A 23,018-nucleotide genomic window follows, 5' to 3' on the forward strand; every position below is an offset into this window, starting at 1 on the left:
AGGATAAATAAATTAGAATGAGGAGAAATGTTATGATAAATAAAACTGGTCGAGTGCTTGCAGTTGCGCTGATTGTTGTTGTGCTTATCAGTTCAGCTGCATTCGCAGGCGGACGTGACAGAGCCGGCACATCTTCCGGTGTTCAGCTGTTGATTCCTGTAGGTGCTCGATATCTCGCACTGGGCGGTGCTGCTTCTGCAGTATGTACCGGTGTGGAAGCCATTTACTGGAATCCAGCCGGACTTGCAGCCATGGGAAGTAATTCTCAGGCAATGTTCAGCTACATGCCATATATTGCTGATATCGGTGTTACTTACGGAGCAGTTGGTGTAAAGGCCGGGCAGTTGGGAACCTTCGGAGTATCCATGAAGGTGTTGAATATCGGTGCAATTGATGTAACAACTGCTGATATGCCCGATGGAACCGGAGAAACCTATACACCTACATTTTTTACTATCACTGCATCTTTTGCACGACAATTGACTGACAGAGTGTTTGTTGGTGTAAATGCTAATTTTATAAACGAAAGATTCAGCCGTGTAAATGCATCAGGAGTTGGTGTTGATATTGGTATACAGTATAAAAATCTTGGCGGAATCGAAGGTTTGAGCACAGGTATTGTGATTAAAAACCTTGGTGCGCAGCTAAAGTATGACGGTTCAGGATTGTATAGAAAAGCTGAAGATTTTAATGCTGATAAAACCATATCTTATCTGAAGATTGATGCTGCTTCCTTTGATTTGCCCTCAATTTTTGAGATTGGTCTTTCATATTCAAGAAATATCGGAGAAAATGCATCTGTAACAGGAAGTTACCTGTTCCAGAATAACAACTACTCTGATGATGAGAGCAAACTTGGTGCAGAGGCTGCGTTTAAAGACATGGCCTTCCTAAGAGTTGGTTATACAATGGCTCCGGATAAACCAGAAGATTTTGAATACCTCTACGGGCTTACTTTTGGCGGTGGTGTACATCTTAAGACCGGTGGTATGGATCTTTATCTCGATTATGCATGGCGGCAGATTGAAATGTTCTCTAGCTCAAATGTATTTTCACTTAAGTTAGGGTTCTAGAAATCTGACGGAGTTTAAGATTTATCTTGATTATTAAATGAGATAAAATCTTTAAAGGATAAAAGGGGTCAGGTCTTTTAGGCCTGATCCCTTTTATAATTATTTAAAAAGGAGTTTGAAATTGAAAAATAGTGCCCTGAGAATATCAATAATTATTTTTATTTTCAGTAAAATATTTGCTCAGGAGAGTAGTCTGCACATTGATGCTGATTATGCAGTATTTTATGAGCCCGGCAAGGAAAATATTGTAGAATTATCTTATGCACTGTATCCATCGGAGTGGGTTTATAAATCTGATAATAACGGTAAGGAAATGGGACAGGTAGTTGTACAGTTAGAGCTTTTTCAGGACAATAAAATAATTTACAGAACTGCATGGAAGGTTGTTAATGACAAGAAAAATCTTTCTTCAGGTAATCAATCTAAAATTGATATTTTGCGATTCAAAATGAAAAAAGGAATGTACAAGGCATTTTTTAAAGTAGTTGACAGTAATAATATAGCAAATTCGGATAGTGTAGATTTTAATTTTAATGTTCCATTTTATAAAGGGAACAAAATTGAAATAAGCGACATAATGTTCTGCACACAGGCAAGAAAAATAGAAAAAGGAGATTCTGACCTTTTTAAGAAAGGTTATTTATATATTGAACCGAATCCTGGAAGAATGTATGGAGGATCAAAAAAAAGTGTTGATTTCTATATAGAGATTTACGGGCTTGATACGTTGAAAAACAAGAGTGCAGAAATTTACTATCATGTTGATGATGATAAGAGTGAGGTAAACAAAGAAAAATACGCAAAAAAGGAAAAGATTGTTGATTTGAGAAAGATGGAAAGGATTGATGGTTCTATTGATTTAAAAGATCTGTTTTCAGGAACTTATTGGCTTGTTTGTCAGGTTTTTGATTGTGATAATAAATTAATTATACAGAACAGGAGAAAATTCTTTCTGTATAATCCTGAAGGAAATAAAAAAGAAAAAAATGTTCTATCTGCAAGGAGAAGAAAAGAAAGTGTAGGGGCATTGAAATTGGCCGGAGATATAGATGAAGACACTGAAATTAAAAGTCTCGTATATATTGCAACAAAACAAGAAAAAGACATTATCAAAAAACTTAGAAATTCGGAAGCAAAGATAAGATTTTTAAAGGAATTTTGGGAAAAAAGAGACCCTGACCTTTCAACAGTAGTAAATGAATACAGGAAAATTTACCTTAAAAGGGTTTCATATTCAAATGCAAAATTCGGGCATTTTATAGACGGATGGCAGACAGACAGAGGCAGAGTTTATATATTATACGGAAAGCCCGATAATATTGAGCACCATAATTCCAATGCAAGTGGACGTGCATTTCAGATTTGGAGATATGATAATATTGAAGGCGGAGTTGAATTTATGTTTGTAAGTTTTAATTCAACAAATAATTTTACACTTGTGAATTCAACAAAGCGCGGGGAAATAAAAAATGCTAATTGGGAAAATTTAATTGAGCTTAACGCTCAGGGAAATATGATGCAGAATAATCAGTATTAGAATAATATAAGATTATAATTAAAACTTTAAAGCCATTAATTCGTTTCTGCGAATTAATGGCTTTAATTTTAGGATTTCGTGTTAATATAAAAAATTATAAGTTTTTTAAATGTTTTGTTCAATTTATGCTGATTATACTTGATTTAAAAGAAAATATTTATACATTTATCAGACTATGAACCCATTAAATAAAATAATCATCGGAATAGATATAGGGACTGTCAGTATTAAGGCTGCTGTTATATCTGATTCTGATATTAATATTTCGGATGAACTGCTTAGAAATGGGCTCAGAAAAAGTTTGATTAACGTGTCTGAAGAATCTTTATATCTGTATCTTTCTCCGTACATAAGGCATGCAGGCAGGCATAGAATTGAAGTGGAAAAAATCATAAAAGGTATAGCCAAATCTATCAAATATAAAAAAGTATCTGTTTTTGTTACAGGAGCAGGGGGTAAAGAGGCTTTAAAATATCTTAGCGCAAAATATATTAATGAGTTCAGGGCCGTAGCAGAAGGTGTGGGAGTACTTTATCCTGAAGTGAATACAATTTTTGAAATTGGCGGAGAGAAATCAAAATATGTTCTTTTAAAGAGATTTGGCAGGAATGGTTTCACAATTGAGGATTATGAAAAGAACGGCGAGTGTGCTGCTGGAACAGGTGCTTTTTTTGATCAGCAGGCAGAACGCCTCGAAGTTTCTGTTGAAGAGGCGGGAAGAATGATCCTTGATGTAAAGCGAAACCCCACCATAGCTGGAAGGTGCTCGGTTTTTGCAAAATCTGATATGATACATGCACAGCAGAGAGGTTATAAACCTGATGAAGTGCTTAAAGGGCTGGCCTATGCTATTGTAAGAAATTTCAGCGGGAATATAACAAAGGGGAAAAAGATAATTCCCAAGGTTGCTTTTGTAGGGGGGATTGCTTTTAATAAGGGAATTGTCCAGGCGGTTAAAGAACACTTTGACTTGAAATCGGATGATTTAATTGTGCCTGAAGACCATGCATGGATCAGTGCCGCAGGTGCTGCGTTAATTGGATTAAGTGACGGCGCTGTCAATAAAACAGAGCTTGCTATTAAAGATAATGATGCTGTTAATAAATATTACCCATATTCAAAAAAACTTTCAAATAAGCGGGTTCGGGTTATTGAAGATGAAATAAATTCGCACAATTTAGATGGTACTGAATTTTATCTCGGTGTGGATATAGGGTCTATCAGCACAAATTTTGCGCTTATAAACGAACACGGCAATCTTATATCAGGATTATATAAGATGACAAAAGGAAGGCCTGTTGAAGTTGTACAAAACGGCCTTATGGAGATGCTTTCCGAAACAGGCAGTAAAATAAAATTAAATGGAGTGGGTACAACCGGATCCGGAAGAGAGCTTATTGGGCATCTTATAGGAGCTGATACTGTTAAGGATGAAATAACTGCACACAAAACAGGTGCTCAGTTTGTAGCTGACAGATACATTGGGAAAAAAGTAGATACAATATTTGAGATAGGCGGGCAGGATTCAAAATTCATATCCCTGTCTGATGGGGTTGTTGTTGATTTCAGCCTTAATGATGCATGTGCTGCAGGTACAGGGTCTTTTCTTGAAGAGCAGGCAAAGAAGCTTGGAATAAGTATTAAAAATGAATTTGCAAATCTTGCTTTGGCTGCTGAACAACCTCTGAAGATAGGGGAACGATGTACGGTTTTTATGGAGAAAGAGATAGATTTATATTTACAGAAAGATATCCCTCTGGAAAATATTGTAGCAGGTATAGCTTTGTCCGTAGTGCATAACTATTTAAACAGAGTCGTTAAAAAGCGAAGAATTGGAGATACGATATTTTTTCAGGGTGGAACTGCATATAACAGGAGTGTAGCCGCTGCATTTTCTACTGTACTTGAAAAGGATATAATTGTGCCTCCTTATAATGGAATAATCGGTGCAATCGGAGCAGCTCTTCTTGCAAAGGAGAAGAATAAGAAAAAGAGCTCAAATTTCCGTGGATGGGATTTAAGAGGTGTTGATTACAAGGAAAGAGAATTCGTTTGTAAGGGATGTTCAAACAATTGTACTGTTAAAGAATTTACTGTTGAGGGAGAAAAAAGTTACTGGGGCGATAAATGTTCAGTAAAATACAGAAAAGTATCAAAGAACGGCAGAAAATCACCAATAGATTCACTTTTTACAAAAAGAGAAGATTTGATTCAAGAGATAATAGAAAAAAACAACAGAAAAAAAATTACAAAGAAAGAAAAAATATTTCTGCCGCAGACTCTGTTTATAATTGATAAACTTCCTTTTTGGCATACATTTTTTAAGGAATTGGGATTTGAAGTAATTATAGGTGAAAAAAGCTCCAATTCAACTGGAAATAAAGGGATAGAGATATCAGCAGCAGATCCGTGCTTTCCTGTTCAGATTTCATTAGGGCACCTGTACAACGGTTTTAAAAACAGCGATGCTTTTGTTTTTTATCCCAATGTAATAAATGAAGAAGACCCGACGGACGGAGTATCTTCATATATATGCCCATGGGGCCAGACATTATCACTTGTTGCCGTAAATACTCCTGCATTAAGCGGATTTAAAGAAAGGCTGCTCTACCCGAACATTCAGTTCAGGGAAGGGCGTGATTTTGTTGAAAAACAGCTTTTTGATTTTATCCGGAAGTTCGGTGTTAAAAGAGGAGAAAATAGAAGAGCAGTAAAATCTGCATATTCAGCACAGGGGAATTTATCCAAAATGCTCCTTGTAGAAGGTGATAAAGCATTAAAAAAGATATATGATGCAGGCCAGCCATTTATTGTACTTGTAGGCAGGCCGTATAATATGTACGATTTTGAACTGAATCTGCACATACCGGATAAATTGTCCAATATATACGGGGTGCCTGTTGTACCTATGGATTTCCTGCCATTCCAGGATCAAAATATAGATGAAATTAATGACCACATGTTCTGGAATTACGGACGAAAAATTATGCAGGCTGCAAAATATACACGTAATTTGAAAGACAGCCACATTATTTTTATAAGTAACTTTAAATGCGGGCCTGATTCTTACATACGGCACTACATGGAAGAAGCAGCCGGAGGCCCATATCTTTTTCTGCAGCTTGACAGCCATGCAAATGATGCGGGAGTTATGACAAGAATAGAAGCTTATCTTGAAAGTAAGAGTATTGTTTAATTATGAATGTATTAAAAGGCAGAAAATTATACATACCGAGAATGAGCGATGAAGGCGCAGAGCTCACAGCAGCAGCTTTCCGGTCACAGGGAGTGGAAGCACAGCCGTCGCCTCAGTCTGATGAGAGTACTCTGGAACTAGCTGCAAAATTCACAACTGGAGAAGAGTGCCTTCCACAGAGAGTTACTCTTGGAAATTTTCTAAAAATTATTCTTGCGGATGATTTCATACCTGAAAAAAATGCATTTTTAATGCCTACATCAAACGGGCCGTGCAGATTCGGCCAGTATTCACCACTTTTAAAAACCATTATAAAAGAACTTGGTTATGAAGAAGCAGTTGTTTTTTCTCCTACAAGCAGCAACGGATATGAAGATTTTGCAGGAAAGGTTAACTGGTTTTTAAGAACAGCATGGAGATCAATAGTTGCTGCGGATATTACAAGGAAGATGCTTTACATGGTCAGGCCTTATGAGAAAGAAGAGGGCGCTGCAGATAAAATTCACAGAAAAACTTTAAATAACATGGCAGAAGTTTTAAGTAATCCTGAATATACTCTCAGGAAGCAGATGACTGAAATGCAGGGTGTTCTTGAAAATGCAAGAGACAGTTATCTTAAAATGCCTGTAAAACAAAATTTGGGAACTCTGCCCCTTGTAGGTATTGTAGGTGAGATTTATCTTAGATTTAATGATTTCAGCAACCAGTATCTCATACGAAAATTGGAAAAGATAGGTGCAGAAGCCTGGATTGCCGATATATCGGAATGGGTGTGGTATACAAATTTTGAGGAGAAAAGAAAATTAATAGAAAAGGGGAATAGATTTTCTTTTCAAATGGCAAAGATAAAAATAAGACATACAGTTCAAAAAATTGATGAGTATGGATTAAAAGAACCTGTTAAAAAGTTCTTTTCAGATAGAAGAGAGGCAAAAACAGAAGAAATACTATTGAATAGTGAGGGATTTCTGCCTGCAAGAATGGCGCTTGGAGAAATGACTCTGAATTCGGGTAAAGCCATATCTTTTTATAAAGAAGGGTGCGACGGAGTAGTAGATATAAGTCCCTTTACATGCATGAATGGAATTGTTACAGAGGTTGTTTATCCTAATATAAGCAGATTTTGCAGCAGCATGCCTGTAAGGATTTTTTATTTTGACGGAGTGCCTTTTGATTTGGAAGGAGACCTGGAAATTTTTATGGAGCAGGTAAAAACTTACCGAAAGAAAAAGATTGTGAAAAAATAGCATATAGTTAAGTTTTTACTTGACATAAAGGCTATATTTCATTAAAATGGTTGTCTGCATTTACAGGGGAAAAGATAGGTGAATGAGTCGCAACTAAATCAAAATATGTTGCCAGTTTTAAAGATTTTGGAGATATGCGTTTAGCGCCTGTATCTATTGGGGATACTGGCGTTTTTTCATTGAATAAGGGAGGGAATAATGGCAGAAGAGAGAAAGGTTCTTCCGGAGAATGCATACCGTCCGTTAAAAAAGGGAGAAGTTTACACCCCTTTTATACCGGCAGACAAATCAGTTTATGAGGTAACGCTCCGTTCAGTATTGACCGGAGTAATTATGGCAGTGCTTTTTTCATTTTCAGCATGCTATCTTGGACTTGTTGCAGGCCAGGTTTTTGAGGCTGCTATACCTATTGCAATTCTTGCAGTTGGTATGTCAGGGATGTTTGCAAGAAAAAACACTATATTGGAAAATGTGATTATTCAGTCCATTGGAGCAGCATCAGGCGTTGTTGTTGCAGGTGCAATATTTACACTTCCAGCTCTTTACATTCTTGGACTTAAGATAACTATTTTCCATACATTTATTGCAGGAAGTCTTGGCGGTTTTCTCGGTATACTTTTCTTAATCCCATTAAGAAAATATTTTGTTGCGGAAGAACATGGTAAACTTCCTTTTCCGGAAGCGACTGCGACTACAGAGATTCTTGCTACAGGAGAGTCAGGCGGCAAATCTGCAAAAGTACTTGTGGTTTCAATGATTCTTGGCGGGGTCTACGATTTTTTCGTTGAAGCAATGCATGTATGGCCTAAGCAGTTGCGAACTGATGTACTTTTTGGCAAGGCAGGTGCTGCTATTGCACATAAAGCCAAATTGGTTTTTAAGTTAGACGGAACGGCTGCTCTTTTCGGGCTTGGTTATATAATAGGTATTAAATATGCCTCAATTATTTCAGCAGGATCAATACTTTCATTCCTCGTTTTTATACCGCTTGTGTACTATTTTGGCCAGCATATCCCCTCAATACTGCCCCCTGGTTCAATACCCATAGGGCAAATGAATGAAGTGCAGATTTTTTCCGAATATGTTCAGAAAATCGGAATAGGTGCAATTGCAATGGCAGGGTTTCTTGGAATTGCAAAAATGGGCAAAATTATTGTATCTTCCTTCTCAATAGGGTTAAAAGAAATTGTACACGGTAAAAGTTCGGAACAGGGAGCAGTTCCCAGAACAAATATTGACATGAACATTAAGAATGTTATAATACTTATAGTTGCAGTTATGGTTTTTATTTTTGCTGCGTTCTGGATTTTTGCATCACCTGCCGGGACAACGGGTTTTGCCCTAAAAGTTGCAGGTATAGGGTTACTTATAGTTGCTATATTGAGTTTTCTTTTTACTCCTGTGGCGGCACGTGCAACTGCGATTGTTGGTGTTAATCCTGTATCTGGAATGACTTTAATAACTTTAATAATCTCTTCAATAATTCTTATTGCAATCGGGCTTGATGGTAAAACAGGGATGACTGTTGCCTTAATTATGGGCTGCGTTGTTTGTACTGCTCTGTCAACATCAGGCGCATTTGTAACTGATTTAAAAATTGGTTACTGGCTTGGAAGTACTCCGAGAAATCAGCAGAGATGGAAATTCCTTGGTGTTATTGTCTCTGCAATTTCTGTATCTCTTGCAATTTTGCTGATTCATAAAGCATACGGATTTACAATAGGAGGAAGCATATTGGAAGGCGGAGTGCCGAATCCTGCAATTGCAGCGCCTCAGGGCAATTTGATGGCAGTAATAATCAAGTCTCTTATGATTAAATCTCAGATTCCATATCTTCTGTATGCACTTGGTGCATTAATTGCGATTGTACTGGAGATGATAGGGGTGTCTTCACTTGCTTTCGCTCTTGGCATGTATCTGCCTATACAGATCAATATGCCTCTGCTTGTAGGCGGAGCTGTTTCATGGATGGTAATAAGAGCCTCAAAGAAGAGTAAGAAAGAAAAGGGGGACAGCCCGAAAGAGCGTGGTACACTTATTGCCTCTGGTTTTATCGCAGGAGGAGCATTAATGGGTGTTGTGGGTGCGCTTCTCAATCTTAATGAAATAGGCAAACCCATTAGATTTATATCAGTAGGTGCAAAATATGTAAGCAGTGTTCTATCAGGGACAAATAAAGCTATATGGACTGTCAGCGGGCACAGGGCCTATTTCGATTCAATTACAGGCCAGCTTATAAGCCTTGCGGCTTTCTTAAGTATTTGTCTGTTTTGTTATTTTTATGCAAATGGAAAAAGAAAAAAAGAAAATTAATTCTTTAGGATGGGACAGTAAGGATGGAAAAAAGAAAGTTTAAAAGCGATGTCGATTTTACGGTTCGTATCGGAGGAGAAGGCGGTGAAGGTTCAATAAGCTGTGGTGAGATGTTTGCGAAAGCTGTGTCGAGAACTGAATACCATGTTTTTACGTACATCACCTATCCCTCTGAGATGAGAGGCGGATTTTCAATGATTCAAATCCGTGTGCGTGACTGGACAATTTATTCAATGGGCAGTAAGGTTGATTACCTTGTGGTGTTTAACCAGAATGCATATACCAGGACAATAGATAGTCTTAAAAAAGGCGGTATGCTGATTTATGACCCGGATGTTGTTGAAATTGATGATAATCTTGATGCTGCTGTATATCCGATAGAACTTACAAAATTGGCAAAAGAATCAACAGGAAGTAATCTTGGTAAGAATGTTGTTGCACTTGGTGCTCTGGGAAGCATGTTTGATATTTCTAAATCTGTACTTGAAAAACTTATAAGAGACAGATACGGTAAAAAGGGAAGTGAAGTTATTGAGAAGAATATAAGAGCCCTGACTCAGGGTTATATGGCTGGCGAGAAAAATAAATGGGAAAAGAAGTATCGCCTTGGTTCCGATAAGGATAAGCCAACTTATATGATGCTTACAGGCAATGAAGCTGTTGCTCTCGGCGCAATAGCAGCAGGGTGCAGATTTGTTGCAGGGTACCCCATTACTCCGGCAACACCTATTTTTGAAACGCTGACAAAACTTATGCCGAAAGTCGGAGGCAGGGCAATACAGATGGAAGATGAGATTGCTTCAATATCAGCTATTATCGGCGGATCTTTTGCAGGAGAAAAGGTAATTACTCCTACTTCAGGCCCGGGCCTTCAGCTTATGGCAGAGCAGATTAATCTTGCGGCAATGCTTGAACTCCCAATGGTTATTGTTGATGTTCAGAGAGGCGGCCCAAGTACAGGGCTTCCGACTAAAACAGAACAGTCTGATTTGAAATTTGCAATATACGGTACTGCAGGAGAATCACCGCGATGTATTCTGGCTCCTACCAATGTTGAGGACTGTTTTTATCAAACAATCAGAGCTTTTAATATTGCAGAGAAATATCAGATGCCTGTTATTCTTATGACGGACCAGTCCATTGGTTATAGAAAAGCAACGGTCAAAATTCCTGATTTCAGCAATATTAAAAAGATATTAAAAGACGATGTATTAAGAAGTTCTCTGATACCTTCGGCTGAAATGATGGAAATTGTATCAAGATCTACTCCATCTGAAGATGAGTTGAAAGATTACAAGAGATTTAAGTTTACAGAAACAGGAGTAAGCCCTGTAACTATCCCCGGAACTAAAGGGGGGCAGTATCTTGCAACAGGTCTTGAACACAGAGAAGACGGACGTGCTGATTACGGCCCTGAAAATCATCTCAAGATGACCAAAAAGCGGTTTAGAAAATTACAATATTTGTCAAAAGCTTTTGAGGAGAATCCGCCTGAATATTATGGATCTGAAGATGCGGAAATAGGAATAATAGGGTGGGGCTCTACAGAAGGAGCTATTAGAGAAGCAAGATATCTTGCTGAAGATAGGGGTGTATTAATCAGGCATCTCCATCCCAAAGAGATTTCGCCTCTGCCGGAAAGACAGATCAAACATTTTCTTTCGGGGCTTAAGCAAGTTATAATTGTGGAAGAGAATTATACAGGACAGTTTGCACATTTTATTAAGGCTAAGTTCGGAATAAAACCGATTGAGATTCATAAGTGTGAAGGAATCCCGATCTCTCCGGAAGAAATTTTGGTTGGAATTGAAAAAGTAGCGAGGGTTATAGATGAAGATAACATCACAGGACTATAAAAGCAGCATCAAACCGGTATGGTGCCCGGGATGCGGAGATTATGGAATACTTAAGTCCCTGGAAAAAGCATTGGCAGGGCTTGAGATTGCACCGGAGAACATAGCTACTGTATCAGGAATAGGGTGTTCGGGGAGATTTTCACATTTTTTGAATACATATTCTCTCCATGGAACACATGGAAGAGCTGTTCCTACTGCATTGGGTGTAAAAGCAGTACGTCCTGATCTTACGGTATTATGTGTTGGAGGGGATGGCGACGGCCTTGGAATCGGAGGCGGCCATATTGCTCATGCAGCAAGGAGGAATATAGATATTACGTATATCCTTATTGATAATAGGATTTACGGCCTTACAAAGGGGCAGTCATCACCAACAACTCCGCTTGATCAGAAAACAAAAACATCGCCTTATGGAGTTTATGAAGAGCCATTAAATGCAGTGGCAATGTTTCTTGCATACGATGTGTCATTTATTGCAAAGATATCAAGTCTTCAGATAAATGAGATGGAGGGCATTTTAAAAGAAGCCATAACTCACAAGGGATTTTCTATAGTTTATGTAATGTCTCCATGTGTTACTTTCCCTGTTTTGGGTTATGACTATTTAAAAGAAGTTATCAAACCCATACCTGAAGATCATGATCGTAATGATAAAATAAACGCTATGAAACTTGCTTATGATACGGAATCTATTTATACAGGCATTTTTTATCAAAAACAGAAACCTACTCTTGATGAAAGGCTGTCAAATATTATCGAACAATCTGTTAGTGTTGAACATGATAATGAAATGACTGTTCAGCAGCTTCTTACAAGTTATGTCTGATACATAAAAACAGTTGGATTTTAATTGAGAATGCCGTTTCTTATAGGAGGGAAACGGCATTCTTTATAAGAGGGCTTTGGAATGTACAAAGAGCTAAAAGTGTTGATAGATGCATTTTTTAGTGACAAAACAAGAGTGATAAAAATAAAAAAAGGTGAGACGTTTTTAAAGCAGGGAATTTTTAATGACAGGCTTTTTTTTGTAAAAGAGGGCGAGTTTGTAGGCTATATTGAAGGGAATAACGGTGAAAGGGAGCTTTTTAGAATTCACAGGAATCAATTCCTCGGGGTCTATAGTTTTTTTTCGAAAACATTCAAAAGTTCTGCAACTGTTGTTGCTGTACAGGATAGTACTGTGTCATTTATTGATCAAAATGTGAAATATGATATTGACCACGGAGAAATGAATCTATTTGAGCAATTTATGCCTGTAGTTGTTGAGAATCTGCTCCAGCGGCAAAAGCATGAGATTGAGATAGCTTCAGAGAAGGAGCAGGCTTTAAAGATGTTGAAGGATGCTGAAAGGCTTTCATCCCTGGGGCAGATGGCAGCAGGAATTGCACATGAACTCAACAACGCAATATCAGTATTTGGGAGAAACTGTGCGTGGATGAGAAAAAAGATATCTGAACTAATAGACAAAAATAACCAGCAGTATGCTGATTATTTTCGTATCGGAATAGAAAAAGGCAGAATGTTTTCATCAAGGCAGGTCAGGCAGAGGACAAAAGAGATTGAAGCGAAGTATGGCTTTAATGAAAGTTTGTCGAACAAGATTGCACAAACGAGCCTCCCTGTAGATTTTCTTTTAAATGAATCTTTAAAACAAGAAGATATTGAAGAGCTTCTAAATTTTTGGGATATGGGTTCCGCTTTTCATGATATCAAGATTGCTACTAAACATGCAGTGCATGTTGTTAAATCAGTACGTGCACTTGCAGAGAAGAAGGGTTCCAGAAGAAGTGATGTTGATATTAATGAATCAATTAGACAAGCGCTTTCTTTATTAAGCAGCCCATTGCGTAAAGTGGAAGTTAAATTGGACTTTAAGTATGTCCCAAAGGTTCATGCAAATAAGGGGGAACTTGTTCAGGTATGGTTAAATATTATTAAGAATGGAATGGAAAGTTTAACTCAGGAAAAGGTAAAAAACGGCAGATTGTCTATATCCACTTATTTGCAAAATAATAAAATTGTTGTTACTATTGAAGATAACGGCCCTGGAATACCAAATGATCTACTGCCGAAGATATGGCAGCCTGATGTAACAACAAAGGAGAAAGGTATTGCGTTCGGACTTGGCCTCGGCCTGACAATAGTTGAAAGAATTGTAAAGAGTTATAACGGTGATATAGGTGTAAAGAGCAGGCCGGGGAAAACTGTTTTTACAATCAGCATGCCGATATTGTAAGGCGATACCCATTTTTGAGCAGGAGAATTTCTTTTGTTTTGGTGTTATGATGGCTCAGTAATATCAATTATTTTTTAATTTTTTTCATAAGTACAATACCCGTTTCGGTGTTGAATTTTATTTTCCGACCTTGATTACCACCAACATCAGAAGCAATTATAGGAATATTTAGTTCTTTCAACATACTGAATGCAATTTCACAATTTCTCTCTCCAATTTGAAATAAATTTTGGGTGTTGCCAATTACAGAAGCACCTCCAAATATTTTAGCTTGAAGATCAGACTGTCTTGATCCCATTTTTAACATTTTTTCAAAAAGTTTTTGAATAGCAATATTTCCAAACTTTGGTGATGCAAGCCCTGTACCATTCCACAAATCAAGCTGATAATGGTTAATACCACCCATTCGGTTTACTGGGTCGTAGAGGCACACAGCCACACAGGATCCCAATACAGTTGATACAATATAAGGATGTGGATCAGCAAAAATTGCCCCCCCATAAAGATAATGTTCTTTAATTAAAGGCATTTTGTTTTTTAAAATAATTCTTCATTAGCATCCAGGGAAAAACCCTCATCGCTATCTAAAGCTTGAGCTTCTGGAATGGAAACAAGGAAATGACATCCTTTATTTTTTTCACTTTCCAGAGTTAAAGTGCCTTCTAAAAAATCAATTGTATTTTTTACAACTGACAACCCCAAGCCGTGCCCTTTGTGTGCTTTGGTTATTCCCTGATCGAGCTGCACAAAGCGGTCAAAAATCTTTTCATGGTCTGCTTTGTTAATACCTATTCCGTAATCCTTAACAGAAATAGTAAGATTGTTGTTCTGCAGCCAGACCTTGATGTCTATTTTATCACTTGTTTGTCCATACTCAATGGCATTGCTTAAAAGATTTGAAAATATCAAATGTATTTTTTCAGAATCTGTTGTAAATAAAAATGGCTGCCCTTGTTGCTCAGGTAAATTAATATCACACTTTATTTCCACTTGCTTTTTTAAAGCAATATGTTTAAAACTTTGAACAGTTCTTAAAATCAGCTCTGTAATATTTACTTTGGAAATGTGAAGATAGGCCTCTCCAGCCTCTATCTCCGCAGCAGCAAATATTGTTCTTAATTGAAAATCCAGGTCAAATGCTTCAGCATAGATCATCCTGCTCATCTCACTTACAGTTTTAGTATCAATTTCATTGTTTCCCATGAGATATTGGGCCATACCCAGAATTGCAGTAAGAGGATTATTAATTTCATTTCTTATATTGGAAAGAAAATTACCCTTTAATGCTTCTGAATCGGCCAATTTTTGGTTCATAATCAGGAGTTTTTCTTTTACTTCATTCAGTTTAGCAATTGTTCTGTTGTTTTCCTCAAATCTCCGGTTTAACTCCTGAAGTAAGTCATTATCACTAATATGTTGCATTTTAAACCTCCGAAAGCCTTAACTTTTGGCTCTTTTGATAACATGGGATGCAATTGACTCAAGAGACACAATTTTATCAACACCACCTGCTGCTATTGCCTCTTTTGGCATACCAAAAACAATGCATGATTGTTCATTTTGAGCAAAATTATATGCACCTGCCTCTTTCATCTCCAGCATGCCTTTAGCACCATCATCACCCATACCTGTCATAATTACACCAATTACATTCTTTCCGCCATATCTGGCTGCTGACCTGAAAAGCACATCAACTGAGGGGCGGTGTCGGTTCACTAGCGGTCCGTCTTTAACTTCAACATAGTAACGAGCACCACTCCTTTTTAACAGCATATGTTTATTCCCAGGCGCAATCAAGGCGTGTCCGCGCAGGACACTGTTGCCGTTTTCAGCTTCTTTAACAGTGATGGCACAAAGGCTGTCCAGCCTTTCAGCAAAAGATTTAGTGAATTTTTCAGGCATATGCTGAACTATAACTATACCTGGCGAATCCATTGGCATTGCTTGTAGAAAGACACGTAATGCTTCTGTTCCACCTGTTGACGCACCAACAACAATCACCTTTTCAGTTGTCTTGGCCATTGCATGTCCTGTTATCGCTGGTATTACAGCATCAGCCGAGAGTTTAGGCACTATTTTTTGTACTTTTACAAGTTTTTTCAAATTCACATGGGAAGCTGCCTTTATTGTATCGCAAATGTGTATTTTCGATTCTTCAAAAAACCCTTTAATACCAATTTGGGGTTTAGTAATAATATCTACAGCTCCATACCTCATGGCCTGAAGTGCAGTATCTGTACCATCACCAGTCAGACTGGAAACCATAACGACTGGTATTGGATGTTGTGACATAATTTTCTTTAGAAAAGTAATGCCGTCCATCTTGGGCATTTCCACATCCAAAGTGATTACATCGGGGCATTCCTTTTTAATTTTTTGCACAGCAAAATAGGGATCAGATGCAGCAGCAATTACTTCCAGTTCTGGATCGGAATTGATTAGATCACTCAATATCTGACGTACTACTGCTGAATCATCGACAACCAATACTCTTATCTTTTTGTTCATATCATCACCGTATTTGTTAATGACTGGTAAGTTCAAATGAACATTTTATTCTTTATATTATCACACAACTATTTCTCATGTTGAATGATTTTATTTTTGATAAACAGTTGGAGCAACAGTTTTAAACTTGGTGTTAAGACCATTTATTGTTTCAGAATGCCCCATAAAGAGAAAACCACCAGGGATAAGCTGTTCATAAAATTTCTCAACCAATTTTTTTTGTATATCTCTATCAAAATAGATTACTACATTCCTGCAAAAAATAACTTCAACTTTTTCTTTTAGTCGAAAATTATCAAGAAAGTTTAGTCTCCGGAATATCACTTTTGACCTTAACTCTGGAATTATACGTACAACTTTATTTGCCGGGTCTTTACTTTTTAACAAATACTTCTGTTTCATCTTCATTGGTATTGGGTCTATTCGTTCTTTACTGTATATGGCAATACGACCATGTTCTATTACTTTAGTTGATATGTCTGTAGCAAGTATTTTAAATTTAAAACTTCTGTTTTTTTCTGCAAAATCACTTAGTACCATTGCCAAAGTGTAGGGTTCTTCCCCTGTAGAACAGCCTGCACTCCAGAATTTAAAAGGCTCCCGTATTTCTGATGGCCGGTTTTTAATGAGCTCTGGGAGGACGGTGTCAATCAGATATTTAAAATGGTCTGGTTCTCTAAAGAAATCTGTTTTGTTGGTAGAAACAGCATTTATTAGGTTTATAACTTCATCTTTATCTTCTGTACTCTGAATAAATGCCCAGTACTCTTCAAAGGAGCTTATCTCCAGAGCACGGAGTCTCTTCATAAGCCTGCTTTGAACCATCAACCTTTTTCCTGGAGGCATTTTAATTCCACACTCAGATTGGATAAAACTTCCTAATTTTTTAAAAATATTTTCAGAAAGTACAACATCTCTAATTATTGTAGTTTTGGCTTTATACATTGTATATACTCTATTGTTTATACAATAATTCTTTGGTTACACATGATTCCGTGTCATGTACTAATCTTTTACAGTTATGAATTCTGCCTAATTACATATTTTACTCTGTCTGTATGTCTGATCATAAAAACTGGGATATTCTCCTAACTAAAAGTTTTAACATTTCTTTAGTTCGCGTAGTTGTATAATTCATCCTATTAGTTTCTTTTAATCACTACTTGTATATATCCTTTCCCTCTGATTGTTAAAAAACTTATACGATACCAGACATATACAATCAGCTATCTGTTTTAAACTTGATGTTCAGGGGCTATCTTAAAGCTGTTTTTTCAGATTAAGTCTTTCTTCCAGTCCTGCTAAGTTTTAAACATCTTAAAAATGTTTTTTTGATAGCCCCTTGTGCTTAATTCAGATTAAGTTGTTTCAGCAACAGCTTCTACTTTTTTTTCTTTTTTCTTTTTACTTTTACCTGAACTACCAGCTTCCTGAACTATAGTAAGTTCATCAGCAGAAAAGATTTTATTCAGGTTAAGTAGAATTATAAATCCTTCTTCATTTTTGCCCATTCCAGTGATAAATTCCGTATTTAGCCGTGTTCCTATTTTAGGGGCAGGCTCAATATCATCAGGAAGAAGGTCTATTACTTCATTTACAGAATCTACTAAACAGCCAAGAACAGTAAAATCTCCATCTAATTCTACTTCGACAATAATTATACATGTGTCGACTGTTTTTTCTATACAACCCATTCCAAATTTTCTCTTCATGTCTACAATGGGTACAACACTACCACGCAGGTTGATCACGCCACGCATAAAGTCAGGTGTTTTAGGCACTTTTGTTATTTTGTCAAAATCCAGTACAGACTGTACTGTGGCAATATCAAAGGCATAAGTCTCTTTATCCAACCTGAACGTAATGTATTGGTTGAGTTTACTAAGCCCTTCAACATTCATAATAATTTCTCCATTAAAATTAAAGACAATATTTAATTCTCAATTTTTTGTCTGTTTTAAAATTTTTCAAATTCCTTATCCTTATTATCATATTCATTGCCATTGCCATTGCCATTGCCATTACTATCAATATCAATGACAACTCCTGATTCTTCTTTTTCACCTGTTTTTATTCTGGTTTTTTTACCATTTCTTCCAGTTATATGTGATACATTAATTGTATGTTTTTGTTTGTTTATTTCCATTTTATTAGTTTGCTTTTGTCTAATGACATTGTCTCTAATCTTGAAAAATTCAATGGTTGCCTGAAGCTGCTGCGCCTGAGCGGCAAGTTCTTCGGAAGTTGATGCCATTTCTTCTGAAGCCGATGCATTCTGCTGTATCACTTTGTCAAGCTGCTGGATAGCTTGATTAACCTGTTCACTTCCAGTACGCTGCTCTGCACTGGAGGCGCTGATTTCCTGAACAAGTTCTGCTGTTTTCTGAATATCTGGTACCAGTTTGTCAAGCATTTCTCCGGCTTTTTTAGCTACATCAACAGTGTTACCTGCTAAATCACTGATTTCATTTGCTGCAGTACCACTGTGCTCTGCTAACTTACGTATTTCTGCAGCAACAACTGCAAAACCCTTACCTGCCTCACCTGCTCTGGCAGCTTCTATGGCCGCGTTTAGGGCCAGCATATTTGTCTGACGCGCTATCTCATTGATAATATTTATCTTTTCAGCAATATTAACCATTGCACTTACTGCTTCTTTTACTGAGCCGCCGCTTTCAATTGCATCTTTTGCAGCTTGCACTGCAATCTTTTCGGTTTGTTGTGCATTATCAGCATTCTGCTGAATATTAGAATCCATCTCTTCCATGGATGATGAAGCTTCTTCAGTGGAAGCTGCTTGTTCTGTGCTTCCCTGGGACAACTGTTGAGCAGTGGAGCTCAATTCCTCACTGCCTGCAGCTACATTTTCACCGGCAGAGCGAACTTCTCCTATAACGTTTGAGATATTCTCCAGCATTTCTTGCAGGGCAATCATCAGTTTATCCTCTGAAGATCGTTTTTCTGTTTTTTGAGTCAGGTCTCCAGCGGCAATTTTTTGTGCCAAAGATATTACTTCATTATCAGCGTAGATAAGCATATTCAGGTTGTTTATAATCCTATTGAATTCACCCTTATAATCATCAGTTATCTTCTCAGGAATGTCACCCTTGGAGATGCGGTCTACATACTCGGCTGTCACGTTCAAAGGACCGATAATTGCGTCAAGTGTGTTGTTTACGCCCTGGATGATCTTGCCAAAATCGCCCATATACTTGTCGGCTTCGCCACGAACATCAAGTTTGCCCTCTACTGCCGCATTTGCGAGACGGGCTGACTCATCGATCAATCCATTCAAAGCATCTATGCAGACGTTCAGGTTGTTCTTGACTTCGTTAAAATCACCTTTATAATCATCAGTTATTTTCTCAGGAATGTCACCCTTGGAGATGCGGTCTACATACTCGGCCGTCACGTTCAAAGGAGAAATGACAGCATCCAGAGTATCATTGACACCTTTTACGATTGCAGCAAATTCACCCTGGAATTTGCTGGCATCACCCCGGACATCAAGCTTGCCTTCGATCGCAGCTTTGGTGAGCATTCCGACTTCTGAGGCCAACTCACCCAGTTGTTTGTGAAAATTATTGTTTGTTTTTTTTCGTAATCCAAACATTGTGTTCTCCTTTAAATTTAGATTAATACTTATAAATTGGATATAAATCATTCAATTTATCTTCAATCAGTCTTTCGTAATAAGGTGTTCATACAATTTTCCTCCATCTTTATTGATAATTAAAATGTATACAAAAGCTAATAAAACTAAATTTTATTTTCTCCAAATCCAATTGCCGCTACCGCCATCAACAAAGTTCATCTTTCCCCAAAATCCTTTTGCTGTGAATCTTACACGGTCTGCAATGATGGTATCAAACGATTTTTTAAACATCTCAATCGTTTCTTTAGCATAACCGTGTCTTTCAAATTCCGGAAAAATATTTATCGAGTTAATGGTCAGTTTTTTACCCTCAATTAAACCTCTGACCTTGCCCACCCGGGTCTCACCACGATCAATGTTCATCCAATCAAAATCAGAATTATGCTGTTCACGGGATAGTAGTTTAAAAGTCAATTTTTCAGACATTCTTTTTCCCTTATAATTTTAATCCGGATAATTCGAACCCCTGGCAGAATGCCAATACATTTCTACCGAGGTCCGGTAGATAATATCCACCCTCTAATATGGCAAAGCGCCGTTTATGGCCCATTCTTTTTGTGAATTTATTTAAAATTCTGCCGATCTGATAAAAATCAAAAGTTGTCAATTTTTTTCCCACATCTTTTTCATAAGAATCGAAGCCGGCAGAAACTGCAACAATATCAACATGCTGAATATCAGCAGTAGTTTCTTCAATAATTTTCAGATAGTCTTTATTGTTATCAGCATACGGATTCAGAATTTTTGCCTCCTTCCAACCTGAAAGCACATTAATATTTCCATCTCCGGTATGAGCATCAAAATCCAGCAGGAATGCGCTGTTAATAAATCCATCTTCTTTCAATTTCAAAAGCGCTATGCCTATATTGCAGAACACACAATAACCCCATGCGGAATCTTTTGAGGCATGATGACCCGGCGGCCGTATGCAGGCAAATGCGGGTTGATCTTTAAGAGCAATCTTAGCTGCTAGTAATGCACCGCCTGCAGATAGAGAGGCCATGTTAAATAGCTTCGATTTCTTTTTGATTTCTTCAATATAATCCCGTGAATGAGCTAGTGATATATCCTGATAAGAAGCTGGTTCGGGAGTTATAATTTTATACTGTTTTTCTTCTTTTAAAGCTTCTATAATACTTTCCATACGATCCGGTATTGAAGCGCTATTTGAAGCATAATCAGAATGTTTAAAATTTTCATGAAAAACAATTTGCATTATTAACAGCCTTTTTCACATTAAGTAATGAAGAACGCAGACGTGCATTACAATTCTGAAACATAGGACTGCCGTGCCCAAAATAGATAGCACGGACATCCCTGCGAACAAGTTTTTCCATCGCGCTAATAAAACCTTTTTCATAAGTTCCATCAACCGAATCAATTATTATATTTGAATCACCGGCAAACAAAACGCCATCTTCCTCACAATACAGACAGATTGAATCGCTGCTATGCCCCGGTGTATAGATTACTTCAAATAGCCTGTCTCCAAGTTTCAAGGTTACTCCGTCATATAATTTTTTATAATTAGAGCAATCGTTTTTATTTCTGTGATGCTGGCATTGAGACGGGAAAGGAGTAAATCCGTAAACAACAGGTTTGTATGTTTCACAAATCAGCGGCAGCAGCTCGGCATGGTCGTAATGAGAATGAGTCAGAATTACCTGTTCTACCTTTGGCTTGGCTACTCCGGTTCTGGCATTATTTATTTTTTCAATTACTAATGAATCTCTGCCGACATCAACAAGTGTGTTAATATCATCAAGAGAATTCCATGTACCCGTAACAAGGTAGACATTGCTTGTATATATTTTACTCGCAGTTGTTAAGTTTGTAATTTTCATATTTTTTCATTCACTTTTTTATTTATATCTTAACTGTTTTATATTTTCTCCTGGTTCCACGCGGGTAATTTTTAGCAAACAGCTACCTTACTGCTATTAACCACCTGAACGGCAGCATTTCTAATATCTGTTGATTTTCAACTTCAAACCCTGTCTGTTTAAATTTTTTTTCATACATCGCACATCTATCAGAATATGAATCTATAGTATCAGTGCCCATATATGATGGTATCAATGCAAGATTAAAACCCTCAATTGTGCAATAATTTCTTATTTTATATTCAATTTCCAGAATATTGTTTTTGTAACTCGCCGGTTTTTCGGCAACTAATATTTCTCCTTTTTGCAATACAGGTTTTTTCTCAAATACGTCCGCACATTGAAATTTGAGGTCACACTTCACCATCTTTCTGATATCTTCGGCATAAATGAGAGACTTGTTGTCAATATCAATTGCTGTTCCATTTACTTGGCCCAATTTGGAAAGTGTCAATGAAGGAATTGCCAGGCCGCACCCAATTTCAATAAATCCCGGCACCGTCAATTTTGATAGTCGTTCTCCGAATCTGACACCGATTTCGACTAATGAAAACAGAAGGTTATCAGCAATATCCGTACATCCGATTGATTGCACAAAGATTTTATAAATATCCAAAATTTCAGACCATTCTTCTGAAAAAATTTGTTTAAGTTTTGAATTTATAATTTCCATTATACCTTTCGGAATAACTGAGCGTCAGATGTTACCCGTGTAAAAAGATGAACTGCTTCTTTGGGAAGTCTCTGTGTCTGTTCTGTGATAAAAAAGCCTCCCGGAGTCAGTGTATTATGAAACATTTTGATAACTTTAATCCGCTCTTCGTATTTCAAATGAAGTAAAACATTTTTACAAACAATCATACTGAAATTTTCACCAACCGGTTCTAATGTTAGCAAATCATGCCTTTGGTACTGAACACGGTCTTTAATTAAATGATCAATCTGATAGTGTCCTGCTTTTCCATTTGGTTTAAAATATTTTTCAAACAAATCTTTTGGTATCCGCTTAAGCTCCTCCCATGGATAGACACCATCGATAATTATTTTTTCAAAAAGGTTGCTTCCATCAATATCTGTTGCATAAATCTGAAGGTTTTTAAAAGCAAATCTCCCCATGTTTTCGGCAAAAAGGATAGCGAGAGTATAAGGCTCCGGTCCCATTGCACAGCCGGCATCCCAAATTTTTACATTACTGCGCCCAGCCACCAATGGGGCCATATTTTTTACTCCCAGCTCAAGTGTATGTAAATCTCTAAAAAAATATGTAAATGCCATAATCCTTTATTCCTCATTTTCAAAACATGAAAACGCCAGTTTTTTATTTTTTGTTTCTAATACCTTTTCCACCAGCCGTTGAACATCTAAAATTAGTGCGACTGTGCCATCCCCGAGAATAGTTGCTCCTGATAATCCCTCTACATCCCGGTACATATTGCCCAATGTTTTGATTACAATCTGTTGTTTGCCGATGATATGGTCAACAGCAAAGCCCACTCGCTGCCCGTTGATTTTAG

Annotated in this window: 20 protein-coding genes; 8 read left to right on the top strand and 12 right to left on the bottom strand. The window is 37.3% G+C overall.

The window, feature by feature from the left end; all coding sequences use genetic code 11:
- The first annotated feature begins 32 nt into the window (after positions 1–32).
- The 8 genes from J7K93_05275 (at position 33) to J7K93_05310 (ending at position 13,458) form a co-directional block, all read left to right on the top strand.
- Positions 33–1,073 (top strand): PorV/PorQ family protein, encoded by a 1,041-nt coding sequence (locus J7K93_05275; GenBank protein MCD6116403.1) that lies wholly within the window; start codon positions 33–35, stop codon positions 1,071–1,073.
- A 121-nt stretch (positions 1,074–1,194) separates the two neighbouring features.
- Positions 1,195–2,610, top strand: coding sequence for a GWxTD domain-containing protein (locus J7K93_05280; GenBank protein MCD6116404.1), 1,416 nt, complete (start codon positions 1,195–1,197; stop codon positions 2,608–2,610).
- Between the two features lie 175 nt (positions 2,611–2,785).
- Positions 2,786–5,806, top strand: a complete 3,021-nt coding sequence (locus J7K93_05285) for a hypothetical protein (GenBank protein MCD6116405.1) — start codon at positions 2,786–2,788, stop codon at positions 5,804–5,806.
- Between the two features lie 2 nt (positions 5,807–5,808).
- Entirely contained in the window at positions 5,809–7,053 is a 1,245-nt protein-coding gene (locus J7K93_05290) for a hypothetical protein (GenBank protein MCD6116406.1), read from the top strand.
- Between the two features lie 198 nt (positions 7,054–7,251).
- Complete coding sequence (locus J7K93_05295; GenBank protein ID MCD6116407.1) at positions 7,252–9,366, top strand: oligopeptide transporter, OPT family; 2,115 nt, start codon at positions 7,252–7,254, stop codon at positions 9,364–9,366.
- A 23-nt stretch (positions 9,367–9,389) separates the two neighbouring features.
- Complete coding sequence (locus J7K93_05300; GenBank protein MCD6116408.1) at positions 9,390–11,222, top strand: 2-oxoacid:acceptor oxidoreductase subunit alpha; 1,833 nt, start codon at positions 9,390–9,392, stop codon at positions 11,220–11,222.
- Positions 11,197–12,048, top strand: coding sequence for a 2-oxoacid:ferredoxin oxidoreductase subunit beta (locus tag J7K93_05305; protein MCD6116409.1), 852 nt, complete (start codon positions 11,197–11,199; stop codon positions 12,046–12,048). The genes J7K93_05300 and J7K93_05305 overlap by 26 nt, the downstream gene beginning before the upstream one ends.
- Positions 12,049–12,129: 81 nt before the next feature.
- Entirely contained in the window at positions 12,130–13,458 is a 1,329-nt protein-coding gene (locus J7K93_05310) for a cyclic nucleotide-binding domain-containing protein (protein MCD6116410.1), read from the top strand.
- A 67-nt stretch (positions 13,459–13,525) separates the two neighbouring features.
- Here the strand turns inward: J7K93_05310 and J7K93_05315 are convergent, their stop codons facing one another.
- From J7K93_05315 to J7K93_05370, 12 genes are all read right to left on the bottom strand, one after another.
- Entirely contained in the window at positions 13,526–13,987 is a 462-nt protein-coding gene (locus J7K93_05315; GenBank protein ID MCD6116411.1) for a chemotaxis protein CheD, read from the bottom strand.
- Positions 13,988–13,995: 8 nt separating this feature from the next.
- Entirely contained in the window at positions 13,996–14,880 is an 885-nt protein-coding gene (locus J7K93_05320; protein ID MCD6116412.1) for a HAMP domain-containing histidine kinase, read from the bottom strand.
- An 18-nt stretch (positions 14,881–14,898) separates the two neighbouring features.
- Complete coding sequence (locus tag J7K93_05325; GenBank protein ID MCD6116413.1) at positions 14,899–15,966, bottom strand: chemotaxis response regulator protein-glutamate methylesterase; 1,068 nt, start codon at positions 15,964–15,966, stop codon at positions 14,899–14,901.
- A gap of 90 nt (positions 15,967–16,056) precedes the next feature.
- On the bottom strand, positions 16,057–16,911 hold the full coding sequence (locus J7K93_05330) for a protein-glutamate O-methyltransferase (GenBank protein ID MCD6116414.1): 855 nt from the start codon (positions 16,909–16,911) through the stop codon (positions 16,057–16,059).
- A 413-nt stretch (positions 16,912–17,324) separates the two neighbouring features.
- A complete protein-coding gene (locus J7K93_05335) occupies positions 17,325–17,867 on the bottom strand; it encodes a chemotaxis protein CheW (protein ID MCD6116415.1) in 543 nt (180 codons plus the stop codon).
- A gap of 56 nt (positions 17,868–17,923) precedes the next feature.
- Positions 17,924–19,630, bottom strand: a complete 1,707-nt coding sequence (locus J7K93_05340; protein ID MCD6116416.1) for a hypothetical protein — start codon at positions 19,628–19,630, stop codon at positions 17,924–17,926.
- A 102-nt stretch (positions 19,631–19,732) separates the two neighbouring features.
- Complete coding sequence (locus J7K93_05345; GenBank protein MCD6116417.1) at positions 19,733–20,047, bottom strand: hypothetical protein; 315 nt, start codon at positions 20,045–20,047, stop codon at positions 19,733–19,735.
- Between the two features lie 10 nt (positions 20,048–20,057).
- Positions 20,058–20,837, bottom strand: a complete 780-nt coding sequence (locus J7K93_05350; protein ID MCD6116418.1) for a histone deacetylase family protein — start codon at positions 20,835–20,837, stop codon at positions 20,058–20,060.
- The gene (locus J7K93_05355) at positions 20,818–21,465 is read right to left on the bottom strand and encodes an MBL fold metallo-hydrolase (GenBank protein MCD6116419.1); all 648 of its coding nucleotides are present in this window, start codon (positions 21,463–21,465) and stop codon (positions 20,818–20,820) included. The genes J7K93_05350 and J7K93_05355 overlap by 20 nt, the downstream gene beginning before the upstream one ends.
- An 82-nt stretch (positions 21,466–21,547) precedes the next feature.
- Positions 21,548–22,177 carry a hypothetical protein gene (locus J7K93_05360; GenBank protein MCD6116420.1) on the bottom strand — a complete coding sequence of 210 codons (630 nt, stop codon included), beginning with the start codon at positions 22,175–22,177 and terminating at the stop codon, positions 21,548–21,550.
- Positions 22,177–22,779, bottom strand: coding sequence for a chemotaxis protein CheR (locus J7K93_05365; protein ID MCD6116421.1), 603 nt, complete (start codon positions 22,777–22,779; stop codon positions 22,177–22,179). The genes J7K93_05360 and J7K93_05365 overlap by 1 nt, the downstream gene beginning before the upstream one ends.
- A gap of 6 nt (positions 22,780–22,785) precedes the next feature.
- Positions 22,786–23,018 (bottom strand): chemotaxis protein CheW (locus tag J7K93_05370; protein MCD6116422.1); only part of this gene is annotated, 233 nt, incomplete at its 5' end.

The sequence above is a fragment of the bacterium genome (assembly GCA_021158245.1).
In the GTDB taxonomy this organism is placed as follows: Bacteria; Zhuqueibacterota; QNDG01; order QNDG01; family QNDG01; genus QNDG01.